17 protein-coding genes and 1 pseudogene are annotated in these 23,563 nt (G+C 57.7%); 17 read left to right on the forward strand and 1 reads right to left on the reverse strand.

Annotated features, from left to right (window positions below):
• The first annotated feature begins 79 nt into the window (after nucleotides 1-79).
• The 6 genes from ACN0SD_RS07180 to ACN0SD_RS07205 all read left to right on the forward strand — a co-directional run bounded on the left by ACN0SD_RS07180 (nucleotide 80) and on the right by ACN0SD_RS07205 (nucleotide 8,900).
• Nucleotides 80-481 carry an ATP-binding cassette domain-containing protein gene (locus ACN0SD_RS07180; RefSeq protein ID WP_417807815.1) on the forward strand — a complete coding sequence of 134 codons (402 nt, stop codon included), beginning with the start codon at nucleotides 80-82 and terminating at the stop codon, nucleotides 479-481.
• A 644-nt stretch (nucleotides 482-1,125) separates the two neighbouring features.
• Complete coding sequence (locus tag ACN0SD_RS07185) at nucleotides 1,126-3,060, forward strand: hydantoinase/oxoprolinase family protein (protein WP_417807550.1); 1,935 nt, start codon at nucleotides 1,126-1,128, stop codon at nucleotides 3,058-3,060.
• 5 nt (nucleotides 3,061-3,065) lie between these two features.
• Nucleotides 3,066-3,464 (forward strand): acetone carboxylase subunit gamma, encoded by a 399-nt coding sequence (locus ACN0SD_RS07190; protein WP_417807551.1) that lies wholly within the window; start codon nucleotides 3,066-3,068, stop codon nucleotides 3,462-3,464.
• Between the two features lie 121 nt (nucleotides 3,465-3,585).
• The gene (locus ACN0SD_RS07195; RefSeq protein WP_417807552.1) at nucleotides 3,586-5,742 is read left to right on the forward strand and encodes a hydantoinase/oxoprolinase family protein; all 2,157 of its coding nucleotides are present in this window, start codon (nucleotides 3,586-3,588) and stop codon (nucleotides 5,740-5,742) included.
• Nucleotides 5,743-5,808: 66 nt separating this feature from the next.
• Entirely contained in the window at nucleotides 5,809-8,073 is a 2,265-nt protein-coding gene (locus ACN0SD_RS07200) for a hydantoinase B/oxoprolinase family protein (protein ID WP_417807553.1), read from the forward strand.
• Nucleotides 8,070-8,900 carry a hypothetical protein gene (locus ACN0SD_RS07205; protein WP_417807554.1) on the forward strand — a complete coding sequence of 277 codons (831 nt, stop codon included), beginning with the start codon at nucleotides 8,070-8,072 and terminating at the stop codon, nucleotides 8,898-8,900. The genes ACN0SD_RS07200 and ACN0SD_RS07205 overlap by 4 nt, the downstream gene beginning before the upstream one ends.
• An 87-nt stretch (nucleotides 8,901-8,987) precedes the next feature.
• On the opposite strand, the gene ACN0SD_RS07210 is transcribed toward ACN0SD_RS07205, so the two are convergent.
• Complete coding sequence (locus ACN0SD_RS07210) at nucleotides 8,988-10,901, reverse strand: sigma-54-dependent Fis family transcriptional regulator (RefSeq protein WP_417807555.1); 1,914 nt, start codon at nucleotides 10,899-10,901, stop codon at nucleotides 8,988-8,990.
• Nucleotides 10,902-11,417: 516 nt separating this feature from the next.
• Between ACN0SD_RS07210 and ACN0SD_RS07215 the strand changes: the two genes are divergently transcribed.
• From ACN0SD_RS07215 to ACN0SD_RS07265, 11 genes and pseudogenes are all read left to right on the forward strand, one after another.
• Complete coding sequence (locus tag ACN0SD_RS07215; RefSeq protein WP_417807556.1) at nucleotides 11,418-12,704, forward strand: CobW family GTP-binding protein; 1,287 nt, start codon at nucleotides 11,418-11,420, stop codon at nucleotides 12,702-12,704.
• A gap of 24 nt (nucleotides 12,705-12,728) precedes the next feature.
• Nucleotides 12,729-14,063 (forward strand): RNA polymerase factor sigma-54, encoded by a 1,335-nt coding sequence (gene rpoN, locus ACN0SD_RS07220; RefSeq protein ID WP_417807557.1) that lies wholly within the window; start codon nucleotides 12,729-12,731, stop codon nucleotides 14,061-14,063.
• A complete protein-coding gene (locus tag ACN0SD_RS07225; protein ID WP_417807558.1) occupies nucleotides 14,056-14,763 on the forward strand; it encodes a CoA transferase subunit A in 708 nt (235 codons plus the stop codon). The genes rpoN and ACN0SD_RS07225 overlap by 8 nt, the downstream gene beginning before the upstream one ends.
• A complete protein-coding gene (locus tag ACN0SD_RS07230) occupies nucleotides 14,760-15,407 on the forward strand; it encodes a CoA transferase subunit B (RefSeq protein WP_417807559.1) in 648 nt (215 codons plus the stop codon). The genes ACN0SD_RS07225 and ACN0SD_RS07230 overlap by 4 nt, the downstream gene beginning before the upstream one ends.
• Before the next feature lie 34 nt (nucleotides 15,408-15,441).
• Nucleotides 15,442-16,617, forward strand: coding sequence for a thiolase domain-containing protein (locus ACN0SD_RS07235; RefSeq protein WP_417807560.1), 1,176 nt, complete (start codon nucleotides 15,442-15,444; stop codon nucleotides 16,615-16,617).
• A 294-nt stretch (nucleotides 16,618-16,911) separates the two neighbouring features.
• Nucleotides 16,912-17,054: pseudogene (locus ACN0SD_RS07240) on the forward strand (integrase core domain-containing protein); the annotation flags it as partial.
• A 255-nt stretch (nucleotides 17,055-17,309) separates the two neighbouring features.
• Nucleotides 17,310-17,894 carry an ANTAR domain-containing response regulator gene (locus tag ACN0SD_RS07245; protein WP_417807561.1) on the forward strand — a complete coding sequence of 195 codons (585 nt, stop codon included), beginning with the start codon at nucleotides 17,310-17,312 and terminating at the stop codon, nucleotides 17,892-17,894.
• Nucleotides 17,891-19,066, forward strand: coding sequence for an ABC transporter substrate-binding protein (locus ACN0SD_RS07250; protein ID WP_417807562.1), 1,176 nt, complete (start codon nucleotides 17,891-17,893; stop codon nucleotides 19,064-19,066). The genes ACN0SD_RS07245 and ACN0SD_RS07250 overlap by 4 nt, the downstream gene beginning before the upstream one ends.
• A 269-nt stretch (nucleotides 19,067-19,335) precedes the next feature.
• Complete coding sequence (locus ACN0SD_RS07255; RefSeq protein WP_417807563.1) at nucleotides 19,336-20,703, forward strand: CmpA/NrtA family ABC transporter substrate-binding protein; 1,368 nt, start codon at nucleotides 19,336-19,338, stop codon at nucleotides 20,701-20,703.
• An 88-nt stretch (nucleotides 20,704-20,791) separates the two neighbouring features.
• Nucleotides 20,792-21,874 carry an ABC transporter permease gene (locus ACN0SD_RS07260; RefSeq protein ID WP_417807564.1) on the forward strand — a complete coding sequence of 361 codons (1,083 nt, stop codon included), beginning with the start codon at nucleotides 20,792-20,794 and terminating at the stop codon, nucleotides 21,872-21,874.
• A 5-nt stretch (nucleotides 21,875-21,879) separates the two neighbouring features.
• Nucleotides 21,880-23,559 carry an ABC transporter ATP-binding protein gene (locus ACN0SD_RS07265; protein WP_417807565.1) on the forward strand — a complete coding sequence of 560 codons (1,680 nt, stop codon included), beginning with the start codon at nucleotides 21,880-21,882 and terminating at the stop codon, nucleotides 23,557-23,559.
• The last annotated feature ends 4 nt before the right edge of the window (nucleotides 23,560-23,563 follow it).

Consider the following 23,563-nt stretch of genomic DNA (forward strand, 5'->3'; position numbering starts at 1 on the left):
TCAACCGCGCGCATTCGGTCTTCGTAGCTGTACATGAACTATCTCCAAGATAGTCCAACTTTTCGTCCGCACCCCCGAACTGGGGGTTTTCCCGACGCTGTCGATTGCTGAAAATCTGCGACTTGGTGCCTATGCGCTGTCGGGGGCGCAGGCGCGGCAGCGGGCCGATCAAATGTATCAGATGTTTCCCGATCTCGTGAAAAAGCAGCGGGCCGCAGCGGCGTCACTATCGGGCGGGGAGCGCATGATGCTGGGCGTTGCCAAGTCGCTGATGTCGGGGGCGGACCTGATCTTGCTCGACGAGCCCTCGTCGGGGCTCGCGCCGGTCTTTGTAAGCCAGGTGATCGAGACGCTGAAAGAGGTGATCGGGACCGGAACATCGTTGCTGATTGCCGAGCAGAATATCGCGTTTCTGGCGCTTGCCGACCGCGGCTATCTGATGGATCACGGACGCATGGCGATGTCTGGCACGCGCGCCTAAGTTGGCAGACTCAGACGCAGTGCGAAAAGCATATTTCGGTTTCGGTGCATAGGGTTATACGGCGATCTTCATCTAGGGGGAGTCGAGACGCTGTAGCATTCGGGCGAGCGCGGTGCGACCCATTGAGACGGACAGTGGCGTTGAGCGGGTGAGGCGAAAGGACGGATCGTTGCGCGGCGCCTGAAGCCAGCGTGACGGCAACTCCTGACGCGCGGGCGTAAACGCGGCATCTGCTCAGCATTTCCCTAATTTGCGCTGAAACGCGCGTTGATCCTTGGTCATGAAAACCTCTTTCGATCCAAGCTGGGGAGGTTAAAGGCAATGTTGTGCGAGGAACGGCATATCTCCAACTTTACGCCGGACGGTTCTGCGGACGCAAACGTACGGATTACGGACGCATTGAAAACCTGCTCTCAGTTTACGCAACGTTCCCCAAGAAAAATCTGTTTGTTTTCAATGGGCAGCCTTCGTGTGCCGCAGAAAGATGAGTTTTGGAACTCTTCCTGCTTCTCCTGTTGGCAGGCGTGTCACGGCGGGTAGGGCGACTGAGGAGGTCGTGCGCCAGCCGGGAATAGCTGGGCGCAGAGTCTGCGCCGTGGGGGCAAATTTGTCCTAGGCAATCAGAACGGGAGGAAAGCTGCACTATGGCATTTCAGATCAATATCGATAACGGCGGGACGTTGACTGATGTCTGCATCATGTCAGACGAGGGCGTAAAAAAGACTAAGGTTTTGACCACGCCTTACGATCTTTCGAAGTGTTTTTTCGAGGGCCTGCAAAAGGCGTCTGAGACCCTCTACGGGGCTGAAGATGTGAAGCGTTTGCTCGAAGAGGTGGAGCTGATCCGCTATTCAACGACGCAAGGCACCAACGCAATATGTGAGCGCAAGGGGCCCAAATTGGGGCTCATTCTAGACAGCGCGGCGACGGATCTGCCAGCAGAATTGCGCGCACATGACCCTGATATCTACGACGCTCTGGTTGGTGGTCGAGCGGCCTTTGTCGATACTGCGATCCTTGAGGGGGCGGAGGCAGAAGTCGAGGTCGTTAAAACGATCAATGAACTTACGGCAAAAGGCGCAAACCGTCTGGTCGTGTCGTTCAGCGGTGAGGACTTTCATGCCGATGAGGATAAGGTCAAGAAAATCGTCTTGCGGAAGTATCCGCGCCATCTGCTGGGTGCCGTTCCGGTGCTGTATGCATCTGACCTGACGGTTGACCGCGCCCCAGAGCGCCGGGTTTGGTCGGCGTTGATCAACTCATTCTTGCACACCTCGATGGAAGCGTTCCTGTTTCAGGCGGAAAATCGACTGCGCGACTATCGCACCAAAAGGCCGCTACTCATCTTTCGCAATGATGGCGACGCTTCGCGCGTGGCAAAGACCGTTGCGATTAAAACGTATTCTTCCGGTCCGCGGGGCGGCATGGAAGGTATGAGGGCATTTGCCGAAATGTATGGGTTCCGCGACGCGGTCTCGATCGATGTTGGAGGAACCACAACAGACATCGGCCAATGCACTGACGGAAAAGTAGCTGAAATCCGCCGCGGCAATGTCGAAGGTATCTCTGTGTCTTTCCCGCTCTGTGAGATTTCCAGTGCCGGGGCCGGGGGCAGCTCTGTCTTCAAAGCGGAAGACGGAAAAATAGCTATCGGACCTGAGAGTGTCGGAGCTTTGCCGGGGCCGGCATGCTTTGGGCGCGGAGGCAAAGAGGCAACGATCACGGATGCAAGTCTTCTAGCCGGTCTTCTAGACCCGGGGTCGTATTTTGGCGGCGGAATGGGCCTTGATGTGGCTCGGGCCGAAGCGGCTGTGATGAGCAACGTCGGCACGCCTTTGGGTCTTTCGCTCGATACTGCGTTGCAGGCGATGTCTGATGCGTTCGAGGAAAAGATCGCAGCCGAATTGCACCGGTTTACGACGATTTCCAAGGACACTGTTCTGATGGCTTTTGGCGGCGCTGGCCCATTGAATGCCTGCGGCGTAGCCGAAAAGGCCGGGATCAAGCGTGTGGCAATTCCGGCAATGGCAGCGGTCTTTTCTGCATACGGGATTGGGGCATGCAACGTGTCGCAAAACTACGCGGTGGATCTTCCAGAACATACGAGTGCTGCGCTCAAGCTCACTTTGGACAGCCTCAAACAGAAAGCCGCGCGCGACATGTTCGCTGAAGGGTATGAGGAAGGGAGCTACGCGATTTCTAGCCGTCTGGTGGCACAGACTGGGGACATCGAAACAGTTTATGATCTGAATGGGTCCGAAAACTTCCCGGCAGAGCTGAGCAACGCCGATGCAGTTGAGCTTGAACTGGCCGCAGTGAAATCGCTGCGCCAAAGTGAGAATACGCAGGTATCCGTCAGCCGCAGCAACAAAGCGACGCCCTCAGGCACCCGCAATGTTCTGGTCCCGGATCAGGGGCGGATCGACCTCCCGGTTTATCGTCTGAACACGATGAAGCCGGGCGATTTTGCGGCGGGACCTGCAATTCTTGAAGAGGATTATTTTACCGCCCGTATTCCTGCGGGCTGGAGTTTCGCCGTGTCTGAGGCCGGCGATGTCATTCTGGACTTGGAGGAGTAAGGCTGATGAAAATTCCGATGACTGAGTATCTGCGGATCGACCTAGAGAGTGAAAAATGGGAATGCCGTGTTTGCGATCATGTGATTGCTCCGGCAGAGGGAAATTACAAAGAGGGGCTGTTGGTTCACAACCGTGATCCGCGCGAGATTCACCCACCAGTGATCGACCCGGACAAGTACCGCTTTACCTTTAGCCCTGACCCCGAATGGGTGCGAATTCTTGAGTTCTGTTGCCCCAATTGCGGCACGCAGGTGGAAACGGAATACGCTATTCCCGGACATCCCCCGCTTTGGGATATGCAGGTCGATGTCGCCGCACTCAAGGCCCAATGGGCCGCGCGGGGGCCGGACATGCTGCCGGACGCGGGTCCCGTCGTGGCACAGGGCCGCGCACACAGCCACTAAGTGAAATCACCAGTTCGCCTGCGTCAAAGGCTTGGGCGGACCATCCATCATCTCACAGAAGCAAGACCCGGGTTCGTCCGTCGAGGAGGGCGGCCGTGCGAGGTCACGAGAGGGAGAGAGAATGAAACGCGTATCCGTTGATATCGGTGGCACGTTCACTGACTGTTTCGTCGTTTGGGGCGAGCAATATATCGAAACCAAAGCACTCACCACGCACCACAACCTTGCCATGGGGTTCAACGAAGCATTGGGCAAAGCCTGTCAGGTGCTGGACGTTGATCTTGAGAAAGTTCTGACCGAAGTGGATAGCGTTCGCTATGCCACGACGCTTGGTACCAATGCTTTGATCGAACACAAAGGGCCGAAGATCGGCATGTTGGTCTCGGCGGGCTTTGAGGCGACCGTGCCGCTTAGCCGCTCGCGGGGCTACGGCGAAGGTCTTGATAACATTAGCAAACAAGACATGCCCAATGCGCAACGACCCGCCCCGCTGGTTGAGGCGCATATGATCCGCGGCGTGCGGGAACGGCTTGATTTCAAAGGAAATCAAGTCATGGCGCTGGACGAGGCTGATGTGCGTCGTCAACTGCGCGAACTCGTGGACCGTGGCGCGCAAATTGTCGTTGTGGCCTTGGTGAATGCGGTGGTGAATCCGGTTCATGAACAGCGCATCGAAGAGATCCTGCTGGAGGAATATCCCTCACATCTTTTGGGCGCAATTCCGGTGATCCTGTCGCATCAGGTGGCTGGTCGGAAGGGCGAATATGTCCGCTCTACCTCCGCTATTATCGATGGTTATCTGCACTCGACGATGTATCACGCGCTGTCGCAACTCGAACAGAACTTGCGCGCGCACACCTATGACAAGCCGATGCTGGTGATTCACAATTCCGGCGGTATGGCACAACTCAATTCGACCGATGCTTTGCAAACGATCCACTCTGGCCCTGTGTCCGGGATCGGCGCATCCGAGCACCTGTCGCTGCAGGCGGAACTAGGCAACGTGGTTGCCACCGACATGGGCGGCACGTCCTATGACATCGGCATCGTCGTCGAAGGCGGGGTGAAACACTATGATTTCAACCCGGTGATCGACCGCTGGTTGGTCTCTGTGCCGATGGTCCACCTAGTGACCCTAGGCGCGGGCGGTGGCTCGGTCGCTTCCTATGACCGGATGTATAAGACGGTTCAGTGCGGCCCGGAAAGTGCTGGCTCGGATCCGGGTCCGGCGTGCTACGACCGTGGCGGCATGAAGCCAACCGTCACCGACGCCGATCTTCTGTTGGGTTATCTCGACGCAGAAAACTATGCGGGCGGGTCGATTCCGCTTAACCCGCGCCGGGCCAAGGCCGTCATCGAGGACACGATCTGCGACGAGTTGGATTGCGAGGTCATTGAGGCCGCCAAGCTGATCCGCGAGAAGGTCGATGACAATATGGCCAACGGCCTGTTCACCGAGTTGCGCGCACGGGGCTATGACCCCAAGGACTTCACCATGCTGGCCTATGGTGGCAACGGCCCTCTGCACTGCTGTGGCATCGCGCAGAACCTGTCGATCGACAAGATCCTTGCGCCGCCGCTTTCGTCCGTCTTCTCGGCCGTGGGCGCGGGCAATATGCACCAGCTGCATATCCACGAACAGTCGATGTACCTCGTGCTCTACGACAGCAACACGCGCCACATCTTTGACGACTATAGCCGTTTCAACAGCATCGTGATGGGACTCAAAGAGAAAGGGCGTCAGGACTTGTTGCGTCAAGGCGTGGCCGCTGAGGATATCTGCCACGATCTGGAGCTGGATATGCGTTACGGCAACCAGTTGGTGCAAACCACGGCAGTCATTCCGCAGCATGAGTTGCGTGGCCCGGCGGATGTTCTGGCGATGATTTCGCAATTCTCGACCGACTACGGCAAACGTTTTGGGGAAGGCTCTCAGGCCCCTGAGGCAGGGATCCGGATCAACACAATTCGCGTCGCTACCTATGCCAGACATGAGACCGTCAAGTTCGACGACATCAAGCCAGTCGAGAAAGCGGCGCGTCAGGCACCACCTACGCCGAGCAACACGCGCATTTGCCATTTCGTAGGGCAGGACGGGCCAATTGAGACACCGGTTTGGGCCCGCAAGGATCTTGCTCCGGGCGTCGAGATCGAAGGGCCTGCGATTGTCGCCTCTGACGTGACGACCTTCCTTGTCGATCCAGGCTGGACGCTTGTCGCGGCGAAACAAGGGGCAACGTGGTTCCTGCGCAACGAGAAGCCTGTAACCACCCACTAATATCCGGGCCCCCCGGCGCGCGGAGGAGCGCCGGGGTGATCCCTCAACCCGACTGGAGGAAGCATTATGAAAGATTTCGAAACCTCGGCCCCGATGCCGAACGAAATGGACCTGATCAAGAAGTTCCTTGATGACACCACGCTGTTCCTTGGGCCTGATCCTGAGATTATGCAAAACCATGATCTGATGCCGCGCACCGCCGATGAGAACGAGGCCATTGAAAAGGTATCAGACAGCCACGTCATCGCGAAAATCCGCGACCGGATCCAATCTGGCTGTGATGAAGGCTACGAGATGGTCGAACAGATGGGGGCTGCTCCGGGTGCGAAATGGGGCGACGTGATCACCGGCGTCTATTCCGCATCGGGCGATCTGGCTATTGCCTCTGCCGGTGGCGTGCTGATCTTTTCTGCATTGGTCCACCATCCGATCAAGTTCATTATCAAGAACTGGCTGAACGACCCGACTGTGGGGGTCCACGAGGGGGATGGTTTCATCCACAATGACTCGCGCTACGGTAACGTTCACAACACCGACCAGTCGATGATCCTGCCTATCTTCCACGAGGGCAAACTGCTCTGCTGGGTCGCATCCACCGTGCACGAAGGCGAGAACGGCGCGATCGAACCTGGCGGTATGCCCTCAATGGCCGAAAGCCCTTCGGATGAAGGGCTCAAGATGTCACCCTTCAAAGTGGTGGAAAACTATCAGATCAAACGCGACGTTCTGACTTTCCTGCAAAACTCGGTGCGTGAGCCGAAGCTTCAATATGAAGATATGAAGGTGAAACTTTTTGCCTGTCTGCGGATCAAGCAGCGGCTTGAGGAAACGCTAACTTCATATGGGCCCGACGCGCTGACGTCGACCTTGCGTCTGACCATGGAAAACGTGCGCACCGAGGTGAAACGCCGCATCTCAGAATGGCCGGACATGACTGTGCGCAGCTATGTCATTCAGGACTCCACCCTGCGCGAAAACTGTGTCGTCAAGATCAACTGCAAACTCACCAAAATGGGCGACCGGCTAATCTTTGATTTCCGCGGTTCCAGCCCTGAGTTTACCAACCGGGCGACCAACACCATCGTTGCGGGTCTCAAGGGGATGTTGTCACAGGTTTTCCTTTGCTACGTCTGGCCCGATTTGCCGCGCGGACAGGCGGCTTTTGCCCCGATTGAGGTTCTCACCGATCCACATTCGATCGTGAACTGTTCCTATGATGCCCCGAATTCGCAATCTCTGATGTCGATTTTCACTGGCTTTACAGCGGGTCAGCATGCGGTGGCAAAGTTCCTCTACTCCTGCCCCGAGAAATTCACCAAGGTCCATGCGCCGACCTTCAACATGATCAATACCTTCATTTGGGGAGGCGTGAGCCAGCATGGCGAGACGCTAGGCAATCTCTGTGCTGATCTGAACGGCATGGGGGCAGGCGCGACTTCGGATCGCGACGGGGAACACGCACTGGCTCCGATCTTTGCGACGATGGCAGATATCGGCGAACAGGAGTTGAACGAGGAAGAAGTTCCCTTCCTGCAGCTCGTCTCCAAGAAGATGACCCGTGATGCGATTGCGCCCGGAAAATACCGTGGCGGTCAGGGGTATAGCATGATGGTGGCAACGAAAGACTCGGATCAATGGGGCTTTATGACCACCGCCGAGGGGGCAAAAATTCCGCCGATTCAGGGGCTTTTTGGCGGCTATGCTTGCGGCACCTATCCGCTGTGCAAGGTCAAGGACGTGGATGTCTATGAAATCTTGCAAAACGAGCCGGAGAAATTCCGTCACTCGATCGAGGAGATCATGAACGAGCAACCCTTTGAAGACGCGAAGTACTCTACCCATCACATGGGTATGGGCTTTGAAATTTCAAAACGCGGTGAATTGTTCATGATCAGTCAAGGCGCCGGCGCGGGCTATGGTGATCTTCTCGAACGCGACCCAGTGGCTGTCGTGAAAGACATTGAAGACGGTTTGATGTCGTCGGAAGTCGCGGCGCGTCTTTATAAGGTGGTGTTCGATCACGCGACCTTGGCGATCGATTTCGAGGCGACCGAGTTGGCGCGTGAGGAAGAAAGGCAAGCCCGTATTGCCCGCTCTACGCCATATTCGGAGTTCATCGCGAAATGGAATCAACCCAAACCTCCTGCGCATTTGCCCTATTTCGGATGCTGGGGCGATGATATTGATACGCTTTACATGGGCGCCCCTGATGTGACGCGTACAGCCAATGAGCCGAAGCCGAATTATATGGTGCACCCGAAAGATGTGCGCATTGCTGAGCTTGAGGCCCGTCTTGAAGCTGCAGGCATCGCGGGGGGCGAAAAGAAATGAGCAAATACCTCGCAGATGATCTGCCTGATGCGACGGGCACAAAGGCGCTGCGAGTCTGGTTGGAGGCGTCGGGCTATGCCCGTCGTCTTCTGCTGGGCGAAGGCGGCGATCCTTGGGCCGAGGGGGCAGCAAAATACCTCTCCTTTTTCACGCAGGCGCGCGGGCTTTTACGTTCCGATGTTGCTGTGGTGGATGTGGGTGAATTGTTCCGCTCGTGGATTTCACACCATCCCGATCTTGCCGCAGAGATGGGGTCGAAAAAGCGCGCAACCTTTCCTTTGCGCCGCATGCTTGAAGAGGCAGGGCCGCGCGCGCTGCTTGATGAGGTGGCCGAGGCCGTGGGAGCGCATCTTCAGGGCCAATGCCCCTTAGTCCTCTCTCTGCCGGCACCGGGCGCATGGCTTGCCGAAGCCCAGACACTCGCCGGCCGTGCCCCAGAGGTGGATGCGGATACGACCGAAGATGCGGCCATGTATGTTGCTGATTTCATTCGTTGTGTTGCCCAACGTTCGGTTGGTGGCTTGCTTCTTGAAGAGGGGGAACAGCCTGGGGCTGTTGCGTCCTATGCCCCTCTTTTCAATGCGGCAAAGCACTATCGCTGGGCTGTGGTCGGTCGCGGCGTCGCGCCGGGGCAAGAGGCGCCATTCGATGCCGTAATCGGGACGGGCGAGGGCGTTCAAGGCCTCGACGTAAGCGCCGCCCTGTTTAACGGCGAGGATATTCCCCAAGCGGGCCCTGCACAGTTCCTGTATGCGTCAGTTCCCGTGCATCATCCACCTGAGGCCGTTCTGGATGCAGTTGTCCGGCTGCAAGGTCTTCCTGCCTGATCGGCTCTAATCCTTCACCCCGAAGCTTATGACGTCGGCATCCCGAATTCGGGGTGCCGTTTGTTTTCAAGGCTATTTGGGCCAAAGCTATCGGCGCAATTGTGCCAAGGTGTCTTTCAGATCCAACTTGTCCAGGCGGATATAAAGGGTGCTTTTGGCGATCCCCAGATCTCGGGCAACCGAGGTTAAATTCCCTCGGTTGCGCTCAATCGCCGTGACGATAGCGGTGCGTTCAGCCTGTTGCAGAGGCGTAAGCTCACCCGTCTCTGCCCCGGGTGTTTGCGTGGGTGATTGCAGATCTAACGGAATGTGATCAGCGCACAAATCCTCGCCTCCACTCTCCAAGAACATTCCCTCAAGGACGTTGCGCAGCTCACGGATATTACCCGGCCAATGATATCCGGCTAAAGTATCGTAGAGGGCGGGATCGACCTTGGGCGCGGCACTGTCGTAGCGTTTCGCGATTTGGCGTAGCAAGTGTTGCGACAGTGCAGGGATATCTGTTGCCCGTTCCCTGAGCGCGGGAATCGTGAGCGATGTCACCGCGATGCGATAGAATAAATCCATCCTGAATCGATCCTCTGCGACCGCAGTTTTTAGATCGCGGTTTGTCGCGGAAATGAGGCGTAGTTTGATTTTGCGAGGGGTGTTTTCACCAATACGGTAAACTTCGCCCGTTTCCAGAACACGTAGCAGGTGCGGCTGCAAATCAAGCGGCATCTCTCCGATCTCATCAAGAAACAACGTGCCGCCGTCGGATGCTTCGATCTTACCTTTCATGCCGCCACGTCGGGCGCCGGTAAAGGCCCCTTCAGCGTAGCCAAACAATTCGCTGGTCAAAAGCTCGCGTGAAAACCCGCCACAGTTTACTGCCACAAACGGTCCTTGGGCTTGCGGGCCGCTTTCATGCAGGGCCTGTGCAAATGCGTCTTTGCCCACGCCAGTCTCGCCGAGCAGAAGCACAGGCGCGGGGCTTTTCGCCAAGAGACGCGCCCGGCGCAGAGCTTCGAGATAAGGGGGGGACGCGCCACTCAACCGTGCAAAAGGATCTTGCCCAGTCTTTGTGTCGCTGGCTTGCAGCAATTTGCGTTGCGGCGTACGGCGCACCATTGCGGAACGATCCGGCAACACCAGCACGGAGCCAAGCCGTTCTCCATCAATTACGATTGATTCAATCCAATCGCGCTCGACCCATTTGGGCAATTTCTCTGGCGAGACCTGCCCTTTGCGCCAAGGCATGGTGACATCGCGGATCGCCATGTCAGACAATCCATGGCTTTTGGCCAATTCCGTCATCAGCGCAGCAGCGCGTTCGTTGGTTTTGATTGGCGTGCCTGAGCGATCAAAAACGATGATCCCGTCGCTTCCCGATTTGTGAAGCCGGTCGAGACAGTGATCAAGCAGGCGATATCGAAGGTTCATTTCGCGCTGAGCGAGACGGTTTTCGATCCGTCCCGCTGCGGTAATCGCCAACGAGAGGCTATGGCGGCTGTAACTGTCATTTAACCCCGAAATATCTAGCGCACCGATAATCGCGCCGTTCGAGGGGTCGCGGATCACATTGGCTGAACAAGACCAACGTTGAATCCCAGAACAATAGTGTTCGGAGGAATGAATTTGAATTGGCTGCCCGATTTCAATAGCTGTACCGATCGCATTGGTGCCAACGGCACCCTCACTCCAATCCGCGCCCGCTATCAGGTGAATGGCTTCTGTTCCATCTTGCAGAGCGCGGTCTCCTTCGACGCTGAGAACTGCGCCCGCGGCATCTGTCAGCACCATCACGGTGCCCGTCTCAAACAGAAAGTCGCGGGCCGACGCGATGATCGTGCTGCTGGCTTTGATCAAGTCGTTACTGTCGGTCAGAATATCGTACAGCGCGTCTCCCTGCACCGGGGGTGGAGCGCCGCCGCGGCTGGGGTCCACAGTGCCGTGGCAGCGCCGCCAAGAATCGTCTATTAATCGCCGTAGAGCATCCGTCTCGCCATCTTGTCCCGCCATGAACTGTTCCCATGCGGTCGAGATTTGAGCGTCTTTATCCGGCTGCGAAAATCTTTGCCGTAAGGCCGTTGCAGGCATTCGGTGTCTCCTCCGGGGTGATGCTGGCGGCATATCCCGCAAAACACAGCGGTTCCCTCCTCGAAACCTTACTGTGTTTCCCGCCCCAATGCGCGGGGCGCGCAACATGATATGCGCAAAGCCTAACACCAAATTTGTTGTAGGCAACTTGTCTTGAAAGGGGATAGGGACGGCCGCTGAGCTTGGGGCATCGCTGGTTGGCGTGTCATGCGCGTGAGATGGGATCTTAGATAATCTCTGCAACAGCAGCCGCCATTATGGGCGTATTCGTTGACGTCGCCTGCCAATTGCAAATTGCAAAACGACCGAATTTCGAACGGGTGCGTCCGGGTTGCAGAAGTTATCGTTTTTTGTTGGGTGGCTAACCCCTTGAGTTGTGAGCGGGCAGGGGGCACGGTAACAAACCTGCTTCTCCTTTGGTGGAAGAGGGGGAGTTTTATGGCGGCGAGAACAAAAATTTTTGGTCAGGTCATGCCGATCAAAGCCAGTGGGCGCATCCCCGTGACGATTTTAACGGGCTTTTTAGGGGCTGGAAAAACCACACTTTTAAATCGTCTTGTGATGCGGCGGGATATGGCCGGTGTGGCGGTTTTCATCAATGAACTGGGTGATGTCGGCATAGATCACCACCTTGTAGAGCGAATCGATGATGCTTTGGTGATTCTCGATAGTGGGTGTCTATGCTGCACTGTTCAGGGGGATTTGATGGCGGCCCTGATGCGCCTTCATGACCAGATGGCCAAGCGCGAAATCGACCCAGTTAGCCGCATCCTAATTGAAACCACGGGACTGGCAGATCCCGGACCTGTGCTGCGCGCTTTGATGGAGGATCGACAGGTTTCTGGTCGGTTCCGTTGTGATGGGGTTCTGACCGTTGTCGACACTACCCGCGTGCGTGATCAGATTGCGCGCCACCGAGAAGCCGTCGTTCAGATTTCGATGGCTGATCGCTTGTTGCTCTCGAAATGCGATGTGGCAGGGCAGGTTGAGCAGGAGGCCGTTGCTCGCGTTCTGACCGAGTTGAACCCGACCGCGCCGCGCATCCGTCTTGATCAGGGTGCCTGCGATCCCGCTGATCTGTTCGCAAGTGGTCTGTATGCAGAAGAGGACGCGCCCGCTACGCTTGACACATGGTTAGGGCCGGGCCTGATGGCGGCTGTGCCGGAAACGATGAGCAAGCCGTTGGTCCCGATGGCACCGATGGGGCATGGGGCTTTGCAATCACAGGCAGGCGGGTCTGCGAAATTGCATACCGGTCGGGTGCGCAGCTTTGTTGTGCGCTTTGAGGTTGCACCGGGTTGGCGTGGCCTCGCGGTGACCCTTGGTGAGATCCTGTCGGACTATGCGGGCAAGATTTTGCGGGTGAAGGGACTTGTGGCTTTGCCCGGGTTGGACGTGCCGATGGCGTTGCAATGTGTTGAAGATGTTGCGTATGCGCCGGTCAAACTTGCGAACTGGCCCAAGACCGGCCCGCTGGCTGATGGTGTCGGTCGTCTGGTGGTGATTGGCGAAGACCTTACAGAGCGCGACGAACAAGCGATCCGGGATCGTTTGGCGCAGGTTCCCGGCGACCGGGAGGCGCTCCGGCGCTCTGCGGGCAAGCCGGGGTTGCCGACCCGTAACTGGCTTTTGGAACGTGCGCCCTTCACCCCGCAAGAAACCCTCATCTCAGAGGCTTTTGTGATCCAGCCGCGGTTTCTGCGAGAGGCAAAGCGAAATGGATAGACCCCAGACCGATATGGCCGTCTCATGCGTGGGATAACGAGCCTTCATCTGCAGCAAAGCACATCGCAACGCCTCACGCAGGTGATGCAGCGCGCGATTGGGTTTTTGCAGATGGATCACGCCGATCTGGCCGGGTTTCTCATTGAGGAATGTGTGGATAACCCCTGTCTTTCGCTCACCATCCCGCAGATCGGACCAGACAATCCCGAAACAGCCCCCCCAGAGATCGAGCGGCGTGCAGTGCGTGGGCATTGGCGCCCCTCGTTTCTGGGCAGCGGCGATGAGGTTGATCTTCTGGCGGCGCGTTCCGATGGTCTTTACGCCCATGTTGTTCGCCAGGTCGGGTTGGTTATTCGAAATGCACGGGAACGCGACATTGCCATGGTGTTCGTTGAACACCTAGAGCCCAGCGGATGGCTCGGTGCCAGCGTGGTGGAGATTTCACGACAAGCGGGCTGTTCGCATGCCGAGGCTGAGGCGGTTTTGAAACGGTTACATGGGGTCGAACCCGCCGGGTTGTTTGCGCGATCTTTATCCGAATGCTTGCGGCTGCAACTTGAGGAGGCAGGCGATCTTACCCCTCCGATGGCGCGCCTCCTAGAGGCCTTGCCCCTGTTGGCTGAGGGCGACAGTGCAGGGCTTTTGGCCCAATGCGAGGTCGAGGCCGAAGAACTGGCAGCTTTGGTGACGCGACTGCGCCGACTGGATCCGAAACCGGGCGCCCATTTCGAAGATGCGCCTGAGTTGCGGCGTGCCCCTGACCTGATCGCAGAGCGCGACACGCTTGGTCAGTGGCATGTCAGCCTTAATTCTTCGACTGCGCCGCGCATTGCGGTAACCGCGATCGAAGGAACAGAGCACCGAGAAGCGCTTAGCGAGGCTCGGTGGCTAGAACGCACCTTGGCGCGGCGCAACAGTCTTGTGCTGGATGTGGCCGCGCATGTTTTGGCCGTGCAGCAGGGATTTCTCGAACGCGGACCGATGCATCTCAAACCTTTGAGCTGCGCCGATGTTGCCGAAAAACTGGGGGTGCATGAAACCACAGTCAATCGGGTGCGCAACGGGCTTTTGATTCAGACGCCGCGGGGAATGCTGCCGTTGCGGGCCTTTTTCGCGCGTGGGGGAGCGGAGCATCGGGATGGGTCGCATGTCCCCGCTGAGGCAATTTCGGCTCACATTGCAGAGCTGATCAAGACAGAGCGCGCATCGCGACCTTTGACCGACAAAGAGCTGGCTTCGCGTCTTGCAGAACGGGGGCTCAATGTGTCGCGCCGGACCGTGTCCAACCGGCGTCGAGACTCCGGGTTTCCCAGCGCGGCACAACGTATGAGAAAAATGGGAGAGAGAAGAGATGAGTAAACTATTCGAAAGCGCGCGAGCGGCTTTTGATGGATTGTTAGAAGACGGGTTACTGGTCGCGGCCGGGGGCTTTGGTATTTGTGGCATTCCTGAGTTGTTGATCGACGCTTTAGTCGAGAGCGGGGTCAAGGACCTGACAGTGGCCTCGAACAATTGCGGCCTTGATGGGGTCGGTCTTGGCAAGCTTTTGGAGACGCGCCAGATCAAGAAGATGATGGCGTCCTATGTCGGCGAAAACGCGGAGTTTATGCGGCAATACCTATCGGGCGATCTAGAGCTTGAGTTCAATCCGCAGGGGACTTTGGCTGAGCGCATGCGTGCAGGTGGCACAGGTATACCGGGGTTTTACACCAAGACCGGCGTCGGCACGGTGATCGCCGAGGGTAAGGAGCATAAGGACTTCAACGGCGAAACCTATATCCTTGAAGAGGCAATTCTCGCTGATATTTCCATCGTGAAAGCGTGGAAAGCGGACGAGACGGGGAATGCGATTTTCCGTAAAACCGCCCGCAATTTCAATCCACCCGCAGCCATGTGTGGCAAAGTCTGCATCATGGAAGTTGAGGAAATTGTTCCAGTGGGTAGCCTCGATCCGGATCACATCCATATGCCCGGTGTCTATGTCCACCGCCTCATTCAGGGCGAGCATGAGAACCGAATTGAACACCGGACCGTGCGCCAGAAGGAGGCAGCAGAATGAGCGGGGACATCAAAGGTTGGGACCGCAATCAGATGGCGGCGCGCGCTGCGCAGGAACTTGAAGACGGCACCTATGTGAACCTTGGGATCGGCATCCCGACGCTGGTTCCGAACTTCATCCCCGAGGGCGTCAACGTCACGCTGCAATCGGAAAATGGTATGCTAGGCATGGGCCCGTTTCCTTATGAGGGCGAAGAGGATGCGGACCTAATCAATGCGGGCAAACAGACCATCACTGAGTTGCCCAATACCGCCTATTTCGACAGCGCGTTTTCTTTTGGCATGATCCGCGGCGGCAAGATTGCGATGGCGATTTTGGGGGCGATGGAAGTGGACGAAAAGGGCGATCTGGCAAACTGGATGATCCCTCGCAAGCTGGTTAAGGGCATGGGGGGCGCTATGGACCTGGTCGCGGGTGTGCGCCGCGTTGTGGTGGTAATGGATCACACCAACAAGCACGGCGAGAGCAAGCTTTTGAAAGAATGCACACTACCGCTGACGGGGCTTGGCGTGGTGGATCGGGTGATCACCAATCTAGGTGTTCTGGACGTGGTTGAGGGTGGCCTCAAGATCGTCGAATGCGCGGACGGGGTCACGGAAGAATATCTGCGCGCCGCAACGGAGGCGACCATCGTCGGTAAATAAGTCCCGACAACAGATTGAAAATATGGAGAGAAACATGACAACTGATGCTTGTATCATTGGCAGCGGACACACAAAGTTTGGCCGCTTGCAGGAAACTCTTGAAGAGTTAATCATAATGGCCGGGCGTGAGGCGCTCGCAGAATCCGAGGTGGATCCTGCCGACATCGATGCCGTATTCCTTGGCCATTTCAATGCTGGTTTGGTGGCCGATGGATTCCCGTCTTCGTTGATCCATCAAATAGATCCGGCGTTCCGGTTCAAACCGGCGACGCGCTGTGAAAATGCGTGCGCATCCGGTTCGGCAGCGATCCATGCAGGGTTAAATCTCATGGCTGCAGGCAAGGCGCGAAATGTGCTTGTGATCGGGGTCGAAAAGATGACGCATCGGTCTACGCCAGAGGTGACGACGGCGCTGGCGTCTGCGGGCTATCACTATGATCCGGCAGAGGATGGGCTGAGTTTTCCCCAACTTTTTGCACTGGCGGCGCAGCAATATAATGAGCGCTTTGGCGATCAGATGGACGTCTTGGCCAAGATTGCAGCTAAGAACCACAGCAATGCGATGAAAAACCCCTTGGCCCAGATGCACAAGGAGATGCCCTATGAATTTTGTCGTGAAGTGAGTGAAAAGAACCCGTTGATTGCCCCGCCATTGCGGCTAAGCGATTGCTCGCTTGTCTCTGATGGGGCGGCGGCTGTGGTGCTAAGCACCAAGGCTGGGGCGGGTGCCTCTGCCAAGAAACGGGTTCGTTTTGGTGCCGCTGAACATGTGTCCGATTTTTTGCCGCTGAGCCGTCGGATGATCTCAGATTTTGAGGGACCTGAACGGGCTATCCGTATGGCCTATCAGGCTGCTGGGATCACGGTGGATGATCTTGATTTCGCAGAGGTTCATGACTGTTTTACCCCGGCCGAACTGATGACGTATGAGGCGATGGGGTTGGCGCCGAAAGGTAAAGGCGCCCGGGCAATCGATGAGGGCCGCGTCCTTGCCGATGGAGCGACGCCAGTCAATCTCTCTGGCGGGTTGAAAGCCAAGGGCCATCCGGTCGGGGCCACGGGGGTTTCGATGCACGCCTTGTCCTATCGACAGCTAACGGGACAAGCAGGGGACATGCAGCGTTCCGATGCTTCTTGCGGGCTTGTGTTCAATATGGGCGGCGCTGCTGTCGCCAACTACGCATCGGTTCTCTTCGCTGACCGGACATGACGCTTAGTCTTTGACGGGCTTGTGCTTTTGTCCCTCTGTGACCGAACCCTATTGGGTATCTATGTCCAGAGATTGGTTGCGCAATTTTCCGTAGCGCAGGGCATCTGTCTTGCGCTACGGGTGGGCGCTTGCTGTGGTTGGGGGCGGCAATGTGTCAACGGCCAAGTAAGTTCCGGCCACTTCGGGTTTGGGTGCTTCGCGCAACGAGATTTTTTCGACAGCGAGGCGGCGATCTGGACGACGCCGGAGGAGTTGACGAAGATGGGCTGACACACATTCAAGGTTTTGGCGCGGCGGAGCCTGAAATACGATTGCGTCTCTTTGCATGCCTAGAAACGGGATCAGAAGCGAAGGCTGGTGTCAGAAAGTGGATGGAACTCTACAATCATAAGCGCCTACATTTGGCTCTTGGCGGCAAACCGCCCGCTGTGAACTATTGCCAGCGAAATGAAACAACCAACCCCGGCTCTCGGGACTTGCCTTGCAAGCCCTGCCGTCCAACGGATCAGCAGGTCCAAAGAGTAGCTTAACTTACGCCAGATCCTGTCCATTGGTTGGGAGCAGCTCAACGATGCCTGTTTTCTTTCTCCAGCGATGAAAACGTAGGCAAACGCGCGCCATTTTTACGAGGGACGTGTGGCGAGGCGGGTAAATCTATTGCCGTGGCGCGCGCTTTGAGGCACGCCCCGAACATGACATCCAGATTGACAGTCGTTGTTGTTGAGCAAGATCGCGATCGCGCGATTGCAATTGTTGATGCGCTCAAGGACACCAACGACTGCGACGTGTTTGTGATCGGCAATGCCAGTGGACTTGCGCGCAAGATCGCGGCCCATGCGCCCGATATTGTGCTGATTGATATCGACAATCCAACGCGCGACATGATGGAGGAGTTGACGCTGGCCTCTGGCCCGTTGGAACGTCCGGTTGCGATGTTCGTGTCAGCTGCGGCGGGTGGATTGGCGCAGACCGCGATCGAGGCGGGTGTTTCGGCTTATGTGGTGGACGGATTGTCGCCCGAGCGTATCAAGCCGATCATGAATACAGCCATCGCGCGATTTCGAATGGTGCGCCAGATGCGCAATGAATTGGCCGAGACCCGGCGCGCATTGCAAGAGCGCAAGGTGATCGACCGCGCCAAGGGGCTGTTGATGAAGGCCAAGGGCATCGATGAGGACGCGGCCTACGCGCTTTTGCGCAAAACGGCAATGGATCAGGGGCGGCGTGTGGCCGATGTGGCAGAGGCGCTAGTGACGGCATCGGGGCTATTGGGATGAAGACGGTCACGCTTTCTGTCGCTTACATGCCGCTGGTGGATGCAGCCCCGCTGATTATTGCGCAGGAGATGGGCTTTGCCGAGGCAGAGGGCATCTCGCTTGATCTGATTGCTGCGCCGTCTTGGTCATCGGTGCGCGATATGCTGGCCTTTGGGCGCGTGGACGCGGCGCATCTGCTTTCGCCGGTGCCGGTGGCGATGGCAATGGGCCTTGGCGGGGTGACGACCGCGATTTCGGCGGTGTCTGTGCTCTCGGTCAATGGCAACGTCATCGGGATCAGCCGTGCGCTCGAAACCAAGCTGCGCGCGATCGGCTATGATTTCGACTTCGCTGATCCGGTCAAGGCGGCCAAGGCACTGGCGCAGGTGCGCGAGGGGCCGCTGACCTTTGGTGTGCCGTTTCCGTTTTCCATGCATGTCGAGCTGTTGCGCTATTGGAGCGCAGCCACGGCACTGGGCGAAAACGGCATCGAGATTCACACCGTGCCGCCACCCTTGATGGCAAGCGCGCTGGCGTCAGGCGATGTCGATGCGTTTTGTGTGGGCGAGCCGTGGGGGTCTGTGGCGGTCGATCAGGGGGCCGGGGCGCTGTTATTGCCCGGCGAGGCGATCTGGAATTTTGCCCCTGAAAAGGTTCTCGCGGTGCGCACGGACTGGGCCGAGACCGAGCCGGATCTGCTGGGGCGCTTGATGCGTGCGGTCTGGCGGGCGGGGCGCTGGCTGTCCAAGCCTGAAAGCCAGACCACCGTGGCCGAGATCCTGTCGCGCAAATCCTATCTGGATGTGCCCGCCGAGCTGATTGATCGCGCCTTGTCGGGCCAACTCACGGTTTCGGGGCGCGGTGAGCAGCGTCAGGTCGCGCGGTTTTTGGAATTTCACGCAGGCGCTGCAACCTTTCCATGGCGCAGCCAAGCCAAATGGATCGCCGCCCAGCTTGGCCACGCGCATCAACCGGGCGCGACGGTGGCGCTTGATGATGTGGCGCGCGTTTTCCGCTCTGACCTGCATCGCCGTCATCTGGTGGGGGCGGGCATTGATCTGCCCGGCGCTTCGGAAAAACTTGAGGGTTCGATTCGTCACCCGACCTCGGTGGCCTCGGCCCATGGCGCGCTGTGTTTGCTGCCCGATATGTTTTTCGATGGCCGCATTTTCGACCCATCCGCGCCTGAGTGAGTATATTTTAAGCAGTTTCGTGCAGGAGTGGGGCGAAGTTTAGCGACACCGCCAGTTTTCTATTCCCCGAAATGCTGCGCTGCCGCATAACCAAGACATCGACCTGCAATGGCGTAGGTCGGACGGAATTTCTCCCATCACAGGGACACCCTGAGCAAGGTCGCTCACTTTCTACCGAAAAGTTTCGGTGGTCAGTGAACGGCCTTTTTTTGCGTTTTTCTACCCGGTCTTTCCTCCCGCACCGGGTGCTACGAACCAAAGGACACACCATGAAAATGCTCCTCCTGAGCCTGGCTACGACGACCGCATTGGCAAGCCCCGCTTTTGCCGAAACGCTGAACCTTGAAAAAGACGAGCTGACCTTTGGCTTTATCAAACTGACGGATATGGCACCGCTCGCCGTGGCCTATGAGAACGGCTATTTTCTGGATGAGGGCCTGTTTGTCACGCTAGAGGCGCAGGCGAACTGGAAGGTTTTGCTGGATGGTGTGATCGGCGGGCAGTTGGACGGCGCGCATATGCTGGCGGGTCAACCGCTTGCCGCGACGATCGGCTACGGCACCAAGGCCCATATCGTCACGCCGTTTTCGATGGATCTGAACGGCAATGGCATCACTGTCAGCAACGAAGTCTGGAAAGAGATGCTGCCCCATATTCCCAAAATGAAAGATGGCCGCCCGCAGCACCCGATTTCAGCCAAAGCTTTGGCACCCGTCGTTGCGCAGTTCAAGGCAGAGGGAAAGTCCTTTAACATGGGCATGGTTTTCCCCGTCTCGACCCATAATTACGAGCTGCGCTACTGGCTGGCGGCCGGTGGGCTGAACCCCGGCTACTACAGCCCGCAGAACGTGACGGGGCAGATTAGCGCGGATGTGTTCCTGTCGGTCACGCCGCCGCCGCAAATGCCCTCGACGCTAGAGGCTGGCACGATCAACGGCTACTGCGTGGGCGAGCCGTGGAACCAGCAGGCGATGTTCAAAGGGATCGGCGTGCCAGTCATCACCGATTACGAGCTGTGGAAGAACAACCCCGAGAAAGTCTTTGGAATCACGGCGGAATTTGCGCAAGAGAACCCCAACACCACGCAGGCTTTGACCAAGGCGCTGATCCGCGCGGCGATCTGGCTTGATGAGAACGACAACGCCAACCGCCCCGAGGCTGTCGAAATCCTGAGCCGCCCGGAATATGTGGGCGCGGATGCCGAGGTGATCGCCAATTCGATGACCGGGTTCTTTGAGTTTGAAAAGGGCGACAAGCGCGACATTCCCGATTTTAACGTCTTCTTTCGCCACAACGCGACCTATCCGTTTTACTCAGACGCCATCTGGTATCTGACGCAGATGCGCCGCTGGGGGCAGATTGCCGAGCCGAAAACAGACGCTTGGTATGATGAGACCGCCAAATCGGTCTACAAGCCCGAGATTTACCTCAAGGCCGCGCGCGCGCTGGTCGATGAGGGGCTGGCAAACGAGGCGGATTTCCCGTGGGACAGCGATGGCTACAAGGCCCCGACGCCCGCCGCCGATATCATTGATGGCATCGCTTACGATGGCCACACCCCTAACGCTTATCTTGAAAGCCTGCCGATTGGCCTGAAAGGCGCGCAAACCGTCAAGGGTAATGAGGTCGATGGCTGATCTCTCTGCCTGCCGCCAACCGTGGCGGCAGGTGCCCGCGCGGCCAAGCTGTCGCGCCCTCAAGACTTTGCCATAAAGGACTGTTACGATGACAACCGTCGATCCCAATTTCACCCAGACCGCAGAGCGCGAAGCGCGCCGCGCCCGGTTTTTTACCCGCCTCAACAAGGCTGATAAATGGTTTCAAATCCTGGGCCTGTCCTGGCTGACGCCGATGCTCAAGGCTGCTGCCGGGGACAATCCGCGCGCCCAGATGAAAGAGGTCTGGCGCCTGCTTGTGGTGCCGCTTCTGGCGATCGTGGCGTTTCTGGTGATGTGGGGCGTGCTGGCGCCCAAGGTGCAAACCTCGCTCGGTGCGGTTCCGGGGCCAAGCGCAGTCTGGAGCGAAGTGGTCAAGCTGAACCAAGACGCGCAGGCCAAAAACGCGAAAAAGGCCAAGTTCGAGGCGATGGTGGACGCGCGCAATCAGCGTTTGATTGATGCGGGTCGCGCCGATGAGGTCAAGACCGTCGCCTATACCGGCGCTCCGACCTATTACACGCTGATCTGGACCTCGATCAAAACCGTGTTTTTCGGCTTTCTGATCGGCACCGCGGTGGCTGTGCCTTTGGGGATCGCGGCGGGGCTGTCGCCGACAACCAATGCCGCGCTGAACCCGCTGATCCAGATTTTCAAACCGGTGTCGCCGCTGGCATGGCTGCCGATTGTCACGATGATCGTCAGTGCGGTTTACGTCACGCCTGATGGCTGGTTTGCCAAATCCTTCCTGATTTCGGCGATTACCGTGACGCTATGTTCTCTGTGGCCGACGCTGATCAACACCGCGTTAGGGGTGGAGTCGATCGACAAGGATCTGGTGAATGTCTCGAAGGTGTTGAAAATGAACACCTATACCAAGATCACTAAGCTGGTTCTGCCCTCGGCGCTACCGCTGATCTTTACCGGGCTGCGCCTAAGCCTTGGTGTTGGTTGGATGGTGCTGATCGCGGCCGAGATGTTGGCGCAAAACCCCGGCCTTGGGAAATTCGTCTGGGACGAGTTCCAGAACGGCTCCAGCAGTTCATTGGCCAAGATCATGGTGGCCGTCTTTACCATCGGGATCATTGGCTTCCTGCTGGATCGGGTGATGTTCGCGCTGCAATCGCTTTTTACCTTCACGAATAATCGGTGAGCGTCATGTCAATTTTACAACTCAACAGCGTGTCGAAATCTTTTGGCGAAGGGCTGCATCGCGCAGACGTTCTCAATGGGATTGATCTGGATGTGCAGGACGGCGAGTTTCTGGTGATCCTTGGCTTTTCGGGCACTGGCAAGACGACGCTGATCAACCTGATGGCGGGGCTGGAACAGCCGAGCACGGGCAGCGTCACCTTTAAAGGCGCACCAATCAAAGGCCCTAGCCCCGAGCGTGGCGTGATTTTTCAAAGCTACTCGCTGATGCCGTGGCTGACGGTCAGTGGCAATGTCGGGCTTGCGGTGGATACGGTCTTTCCCGGTCTGTCCAAGGCGGCCAAGGCCGAAAAAGTCGCCTTTTACGTCGATATGGTGGGGCTGGGGCACGCCGCCACGCGCCGCCCGGCAGAGTTGTCTGGCGGGATGCGCCAACGCGTCAACGTGGCGCGCGCGCTGGCGATGACCCCCGAGATGCTGCTGCTGGATGAACCGCTTTCCGCCCTTGATGCGCTGACACGGGCCAATCTGGCCACCGAGATCGAGCGCATCTGGGAGGCCGAGAAAAAGACCTGTGTGCTGATCACCAATGACGTGGATGAGGCGATCATCCTTGCCGATCGCATCATCGCGCTGAACCCCGATGGCACGCTTGGCGCAGAGTTTCAGGTCACGATCCCGCGCCCGCGCGACCGGATGGAGATGAACAGCAATGATGTGTTCAAACGCCTGCGCGCGGATGTGACCAAATATCTGATGGATGTGGGGATCGAGGCCAAGATCGAAGGCGCGCGCCAACTGCCGGATGTGACGCCGATCCACGGCGTGCCGAGCGTTGTGAAAGAGGCGCAAAAGGGGCTGATCGACGACCGCTTTCTTGATTTTTCGCAACTGCACAAGATCTATCCCACGCCCAAAGGCCCGCTGACGGTGGTTGAGAATTTCGATCTTAAAGTGGATCGGGGTGAGTTTATCAGCCTGATCGGCCATTCCGGCTGTGGCAAATCCACGGTGCTGACGATGGCGGCGGGGCTGAATGATATCTCCAAGGGTTCAATCAAACTGGATGGCCGTCACGTCGAGGGGGCCGACCCCGAGCGCGCTGTGGTGTTCCAGTCTCCCAACTTGTTCCCGTGGCTGAGCGCTAAGGAAAACGTCGCGGTCGGCGCGGATAAGGTCTACCCCAATGCCAGCCGGGCCGAGCGTCAGGATGTGGTGGAATACTACCTTGAACGCGTCGGGTTGGCGGATGCGATGGACAAGCCCGCCTGTGATTTGTCCAACGGCATGCAGCAGCGGGTGGGCATTGCGCGCGCCTTTGCGCTGTCGCCGAAATTGCTGCTGCTGGATGAACCGTTTGGCATGCTCGACAGCCTGACGCGCTGGGAATTGCAAGAGGTGCTGATGGAGGTGTGGTCGCGCACCAAAGTCACAGCGATCTGCGTCACCCATGATGTCGACGAGGCGATCTTGCTGGCCGACCGGGTGGTGATGATGACCAACGGGCCGCAAGCCACAATCGGCAAAATCACCAAGGTGGACCTGCCTCGCCCGCGCACACGCAAGGCGCTGCTCGAGCATCCCGATTACTACGGATATCGCCAGGAAGTGCTCGATTTTCTTGAAGAATACGAACATGGCGCAAAACCCACGAAACCGGCCTCCAAGGCCATTGCGGCGGAGTGAAACA

Origin of the sequence: Thioclava sp. (assembly GCF_048263065.1) — a bacterium.
Taxonomy (GTDB): Bacteria; Pseudomonadota; Alphaproteobacteria; order Rhodobacterales; family Rhodobacteraceae; genus Thioclava.

Coding starts and splice junctions, on each gene's coding strand:
- ACN0SD_RS07185 (WP_417807550.1), top strand. CDS start 1,126: ATGGCATTTCAGATCAATATCGATAACGGCGGGACGTTGACTGATGTC.
- ACN0SD_RS07190 (WP_417807551.1), top strand. CDS start 3,066: ATGAAAATTCCGATGACTGAGTATCTGCGGATCGACCTAGAGAGTGAA.
- ACN0SD_RS07195 (WP_417807552.1), top strand. CDS start 3,586: ATGAAACGCGTATCCGTTGATATCGGTGGCACGTTCACTGACTGTTTC.
- ACN0SD_RS07200 (WP_417807553.1), top strand. CDS start 5,809: ATGAAAGATTTCGAAACCTCGGCCCCGATGCCGAACGAAATGGACCTG.
- ACN0SD_RS07205 (WP_417807554.1), top strand. CDS start 8,070: ATGAGCAAATACCTCGCAGATGATCTGCCTGATGCGACGGGCACAAAG.
- ACN0SD_RS07210 (WP_417807555.1), bottom strand. CDS start 10,901: ATGGCGGGACAAGATGGCGAGACGGATGCTCTACGGCGATTAATAGAC.
- ACN0SD_RS07215 (WP_417807556.1), top strand. CDS start 11,418: ATGGCGGCGAGAACAAAAATTTTTGGTCAGGTCATGCCGATCAAAGCC.
- rpoN (WP_417807557.1), top strand. CDS start 12,729: ATGCGTGGGATAACGAGCCTTCATCTGCAGCAAAGCACATCGCAACGC.
- ACN0SD_RS07225 (WP_417807558.1), top strand. CDS start 14,056: ATGAGTAAACTATTCGAAAGCGCGCGAGCGGCTTTTGATGGATTGTTA.
- ACN0SD_RS07230 (WP_417807559.1), top strand. CDS start 14,760: ATGAGCGGGGACATCAAAGGTTGGGACCGCAATCAGATGGCGGCGCGC.
- ACN0SD_RS07235 (WP_417807560.1), top strand. CDS start 15,442: ATGACAACTGATGCTTGTATCATTGGCAGCGGACACACAAAGTTTGGC.
- ACN0SD_RS07245 (WP_417807561.1), top strand. CDS start 17,310: ATGACATCCAGATTGACAGTCGTTGTTGTTGAGCAAGATCGCGATCGC.
- ACN0SD_RS07250 (WP_417807562.1), top strand. CDS start 17,891: ATGAAGACGGTCACGCTTTCTGTCGCTTACATGCCGCTGGTGGATGCA.
- ACN0SD_RS07255 (WP_417807563.1), top strand. CDS start 19,336: ATGAAAATGCTCCTCCTGAGCCTGGCTACGACGACCGCATTGGCAAGC.
- ACN0SD_RS07260 (WP_417807564.1), top strand. CDS start 20,792: ATGACAACCGTCGATCCCAATTTCACCCAGACCGCAGAGCGCGAAGCG.
- ACN0SD_RS07265 (WP_417807565.1), top strand. CDS start 21,880: ATGTCAATTTTACAACTCAACAGCGTGTCGAAATCTTTTGGCGAAGGG.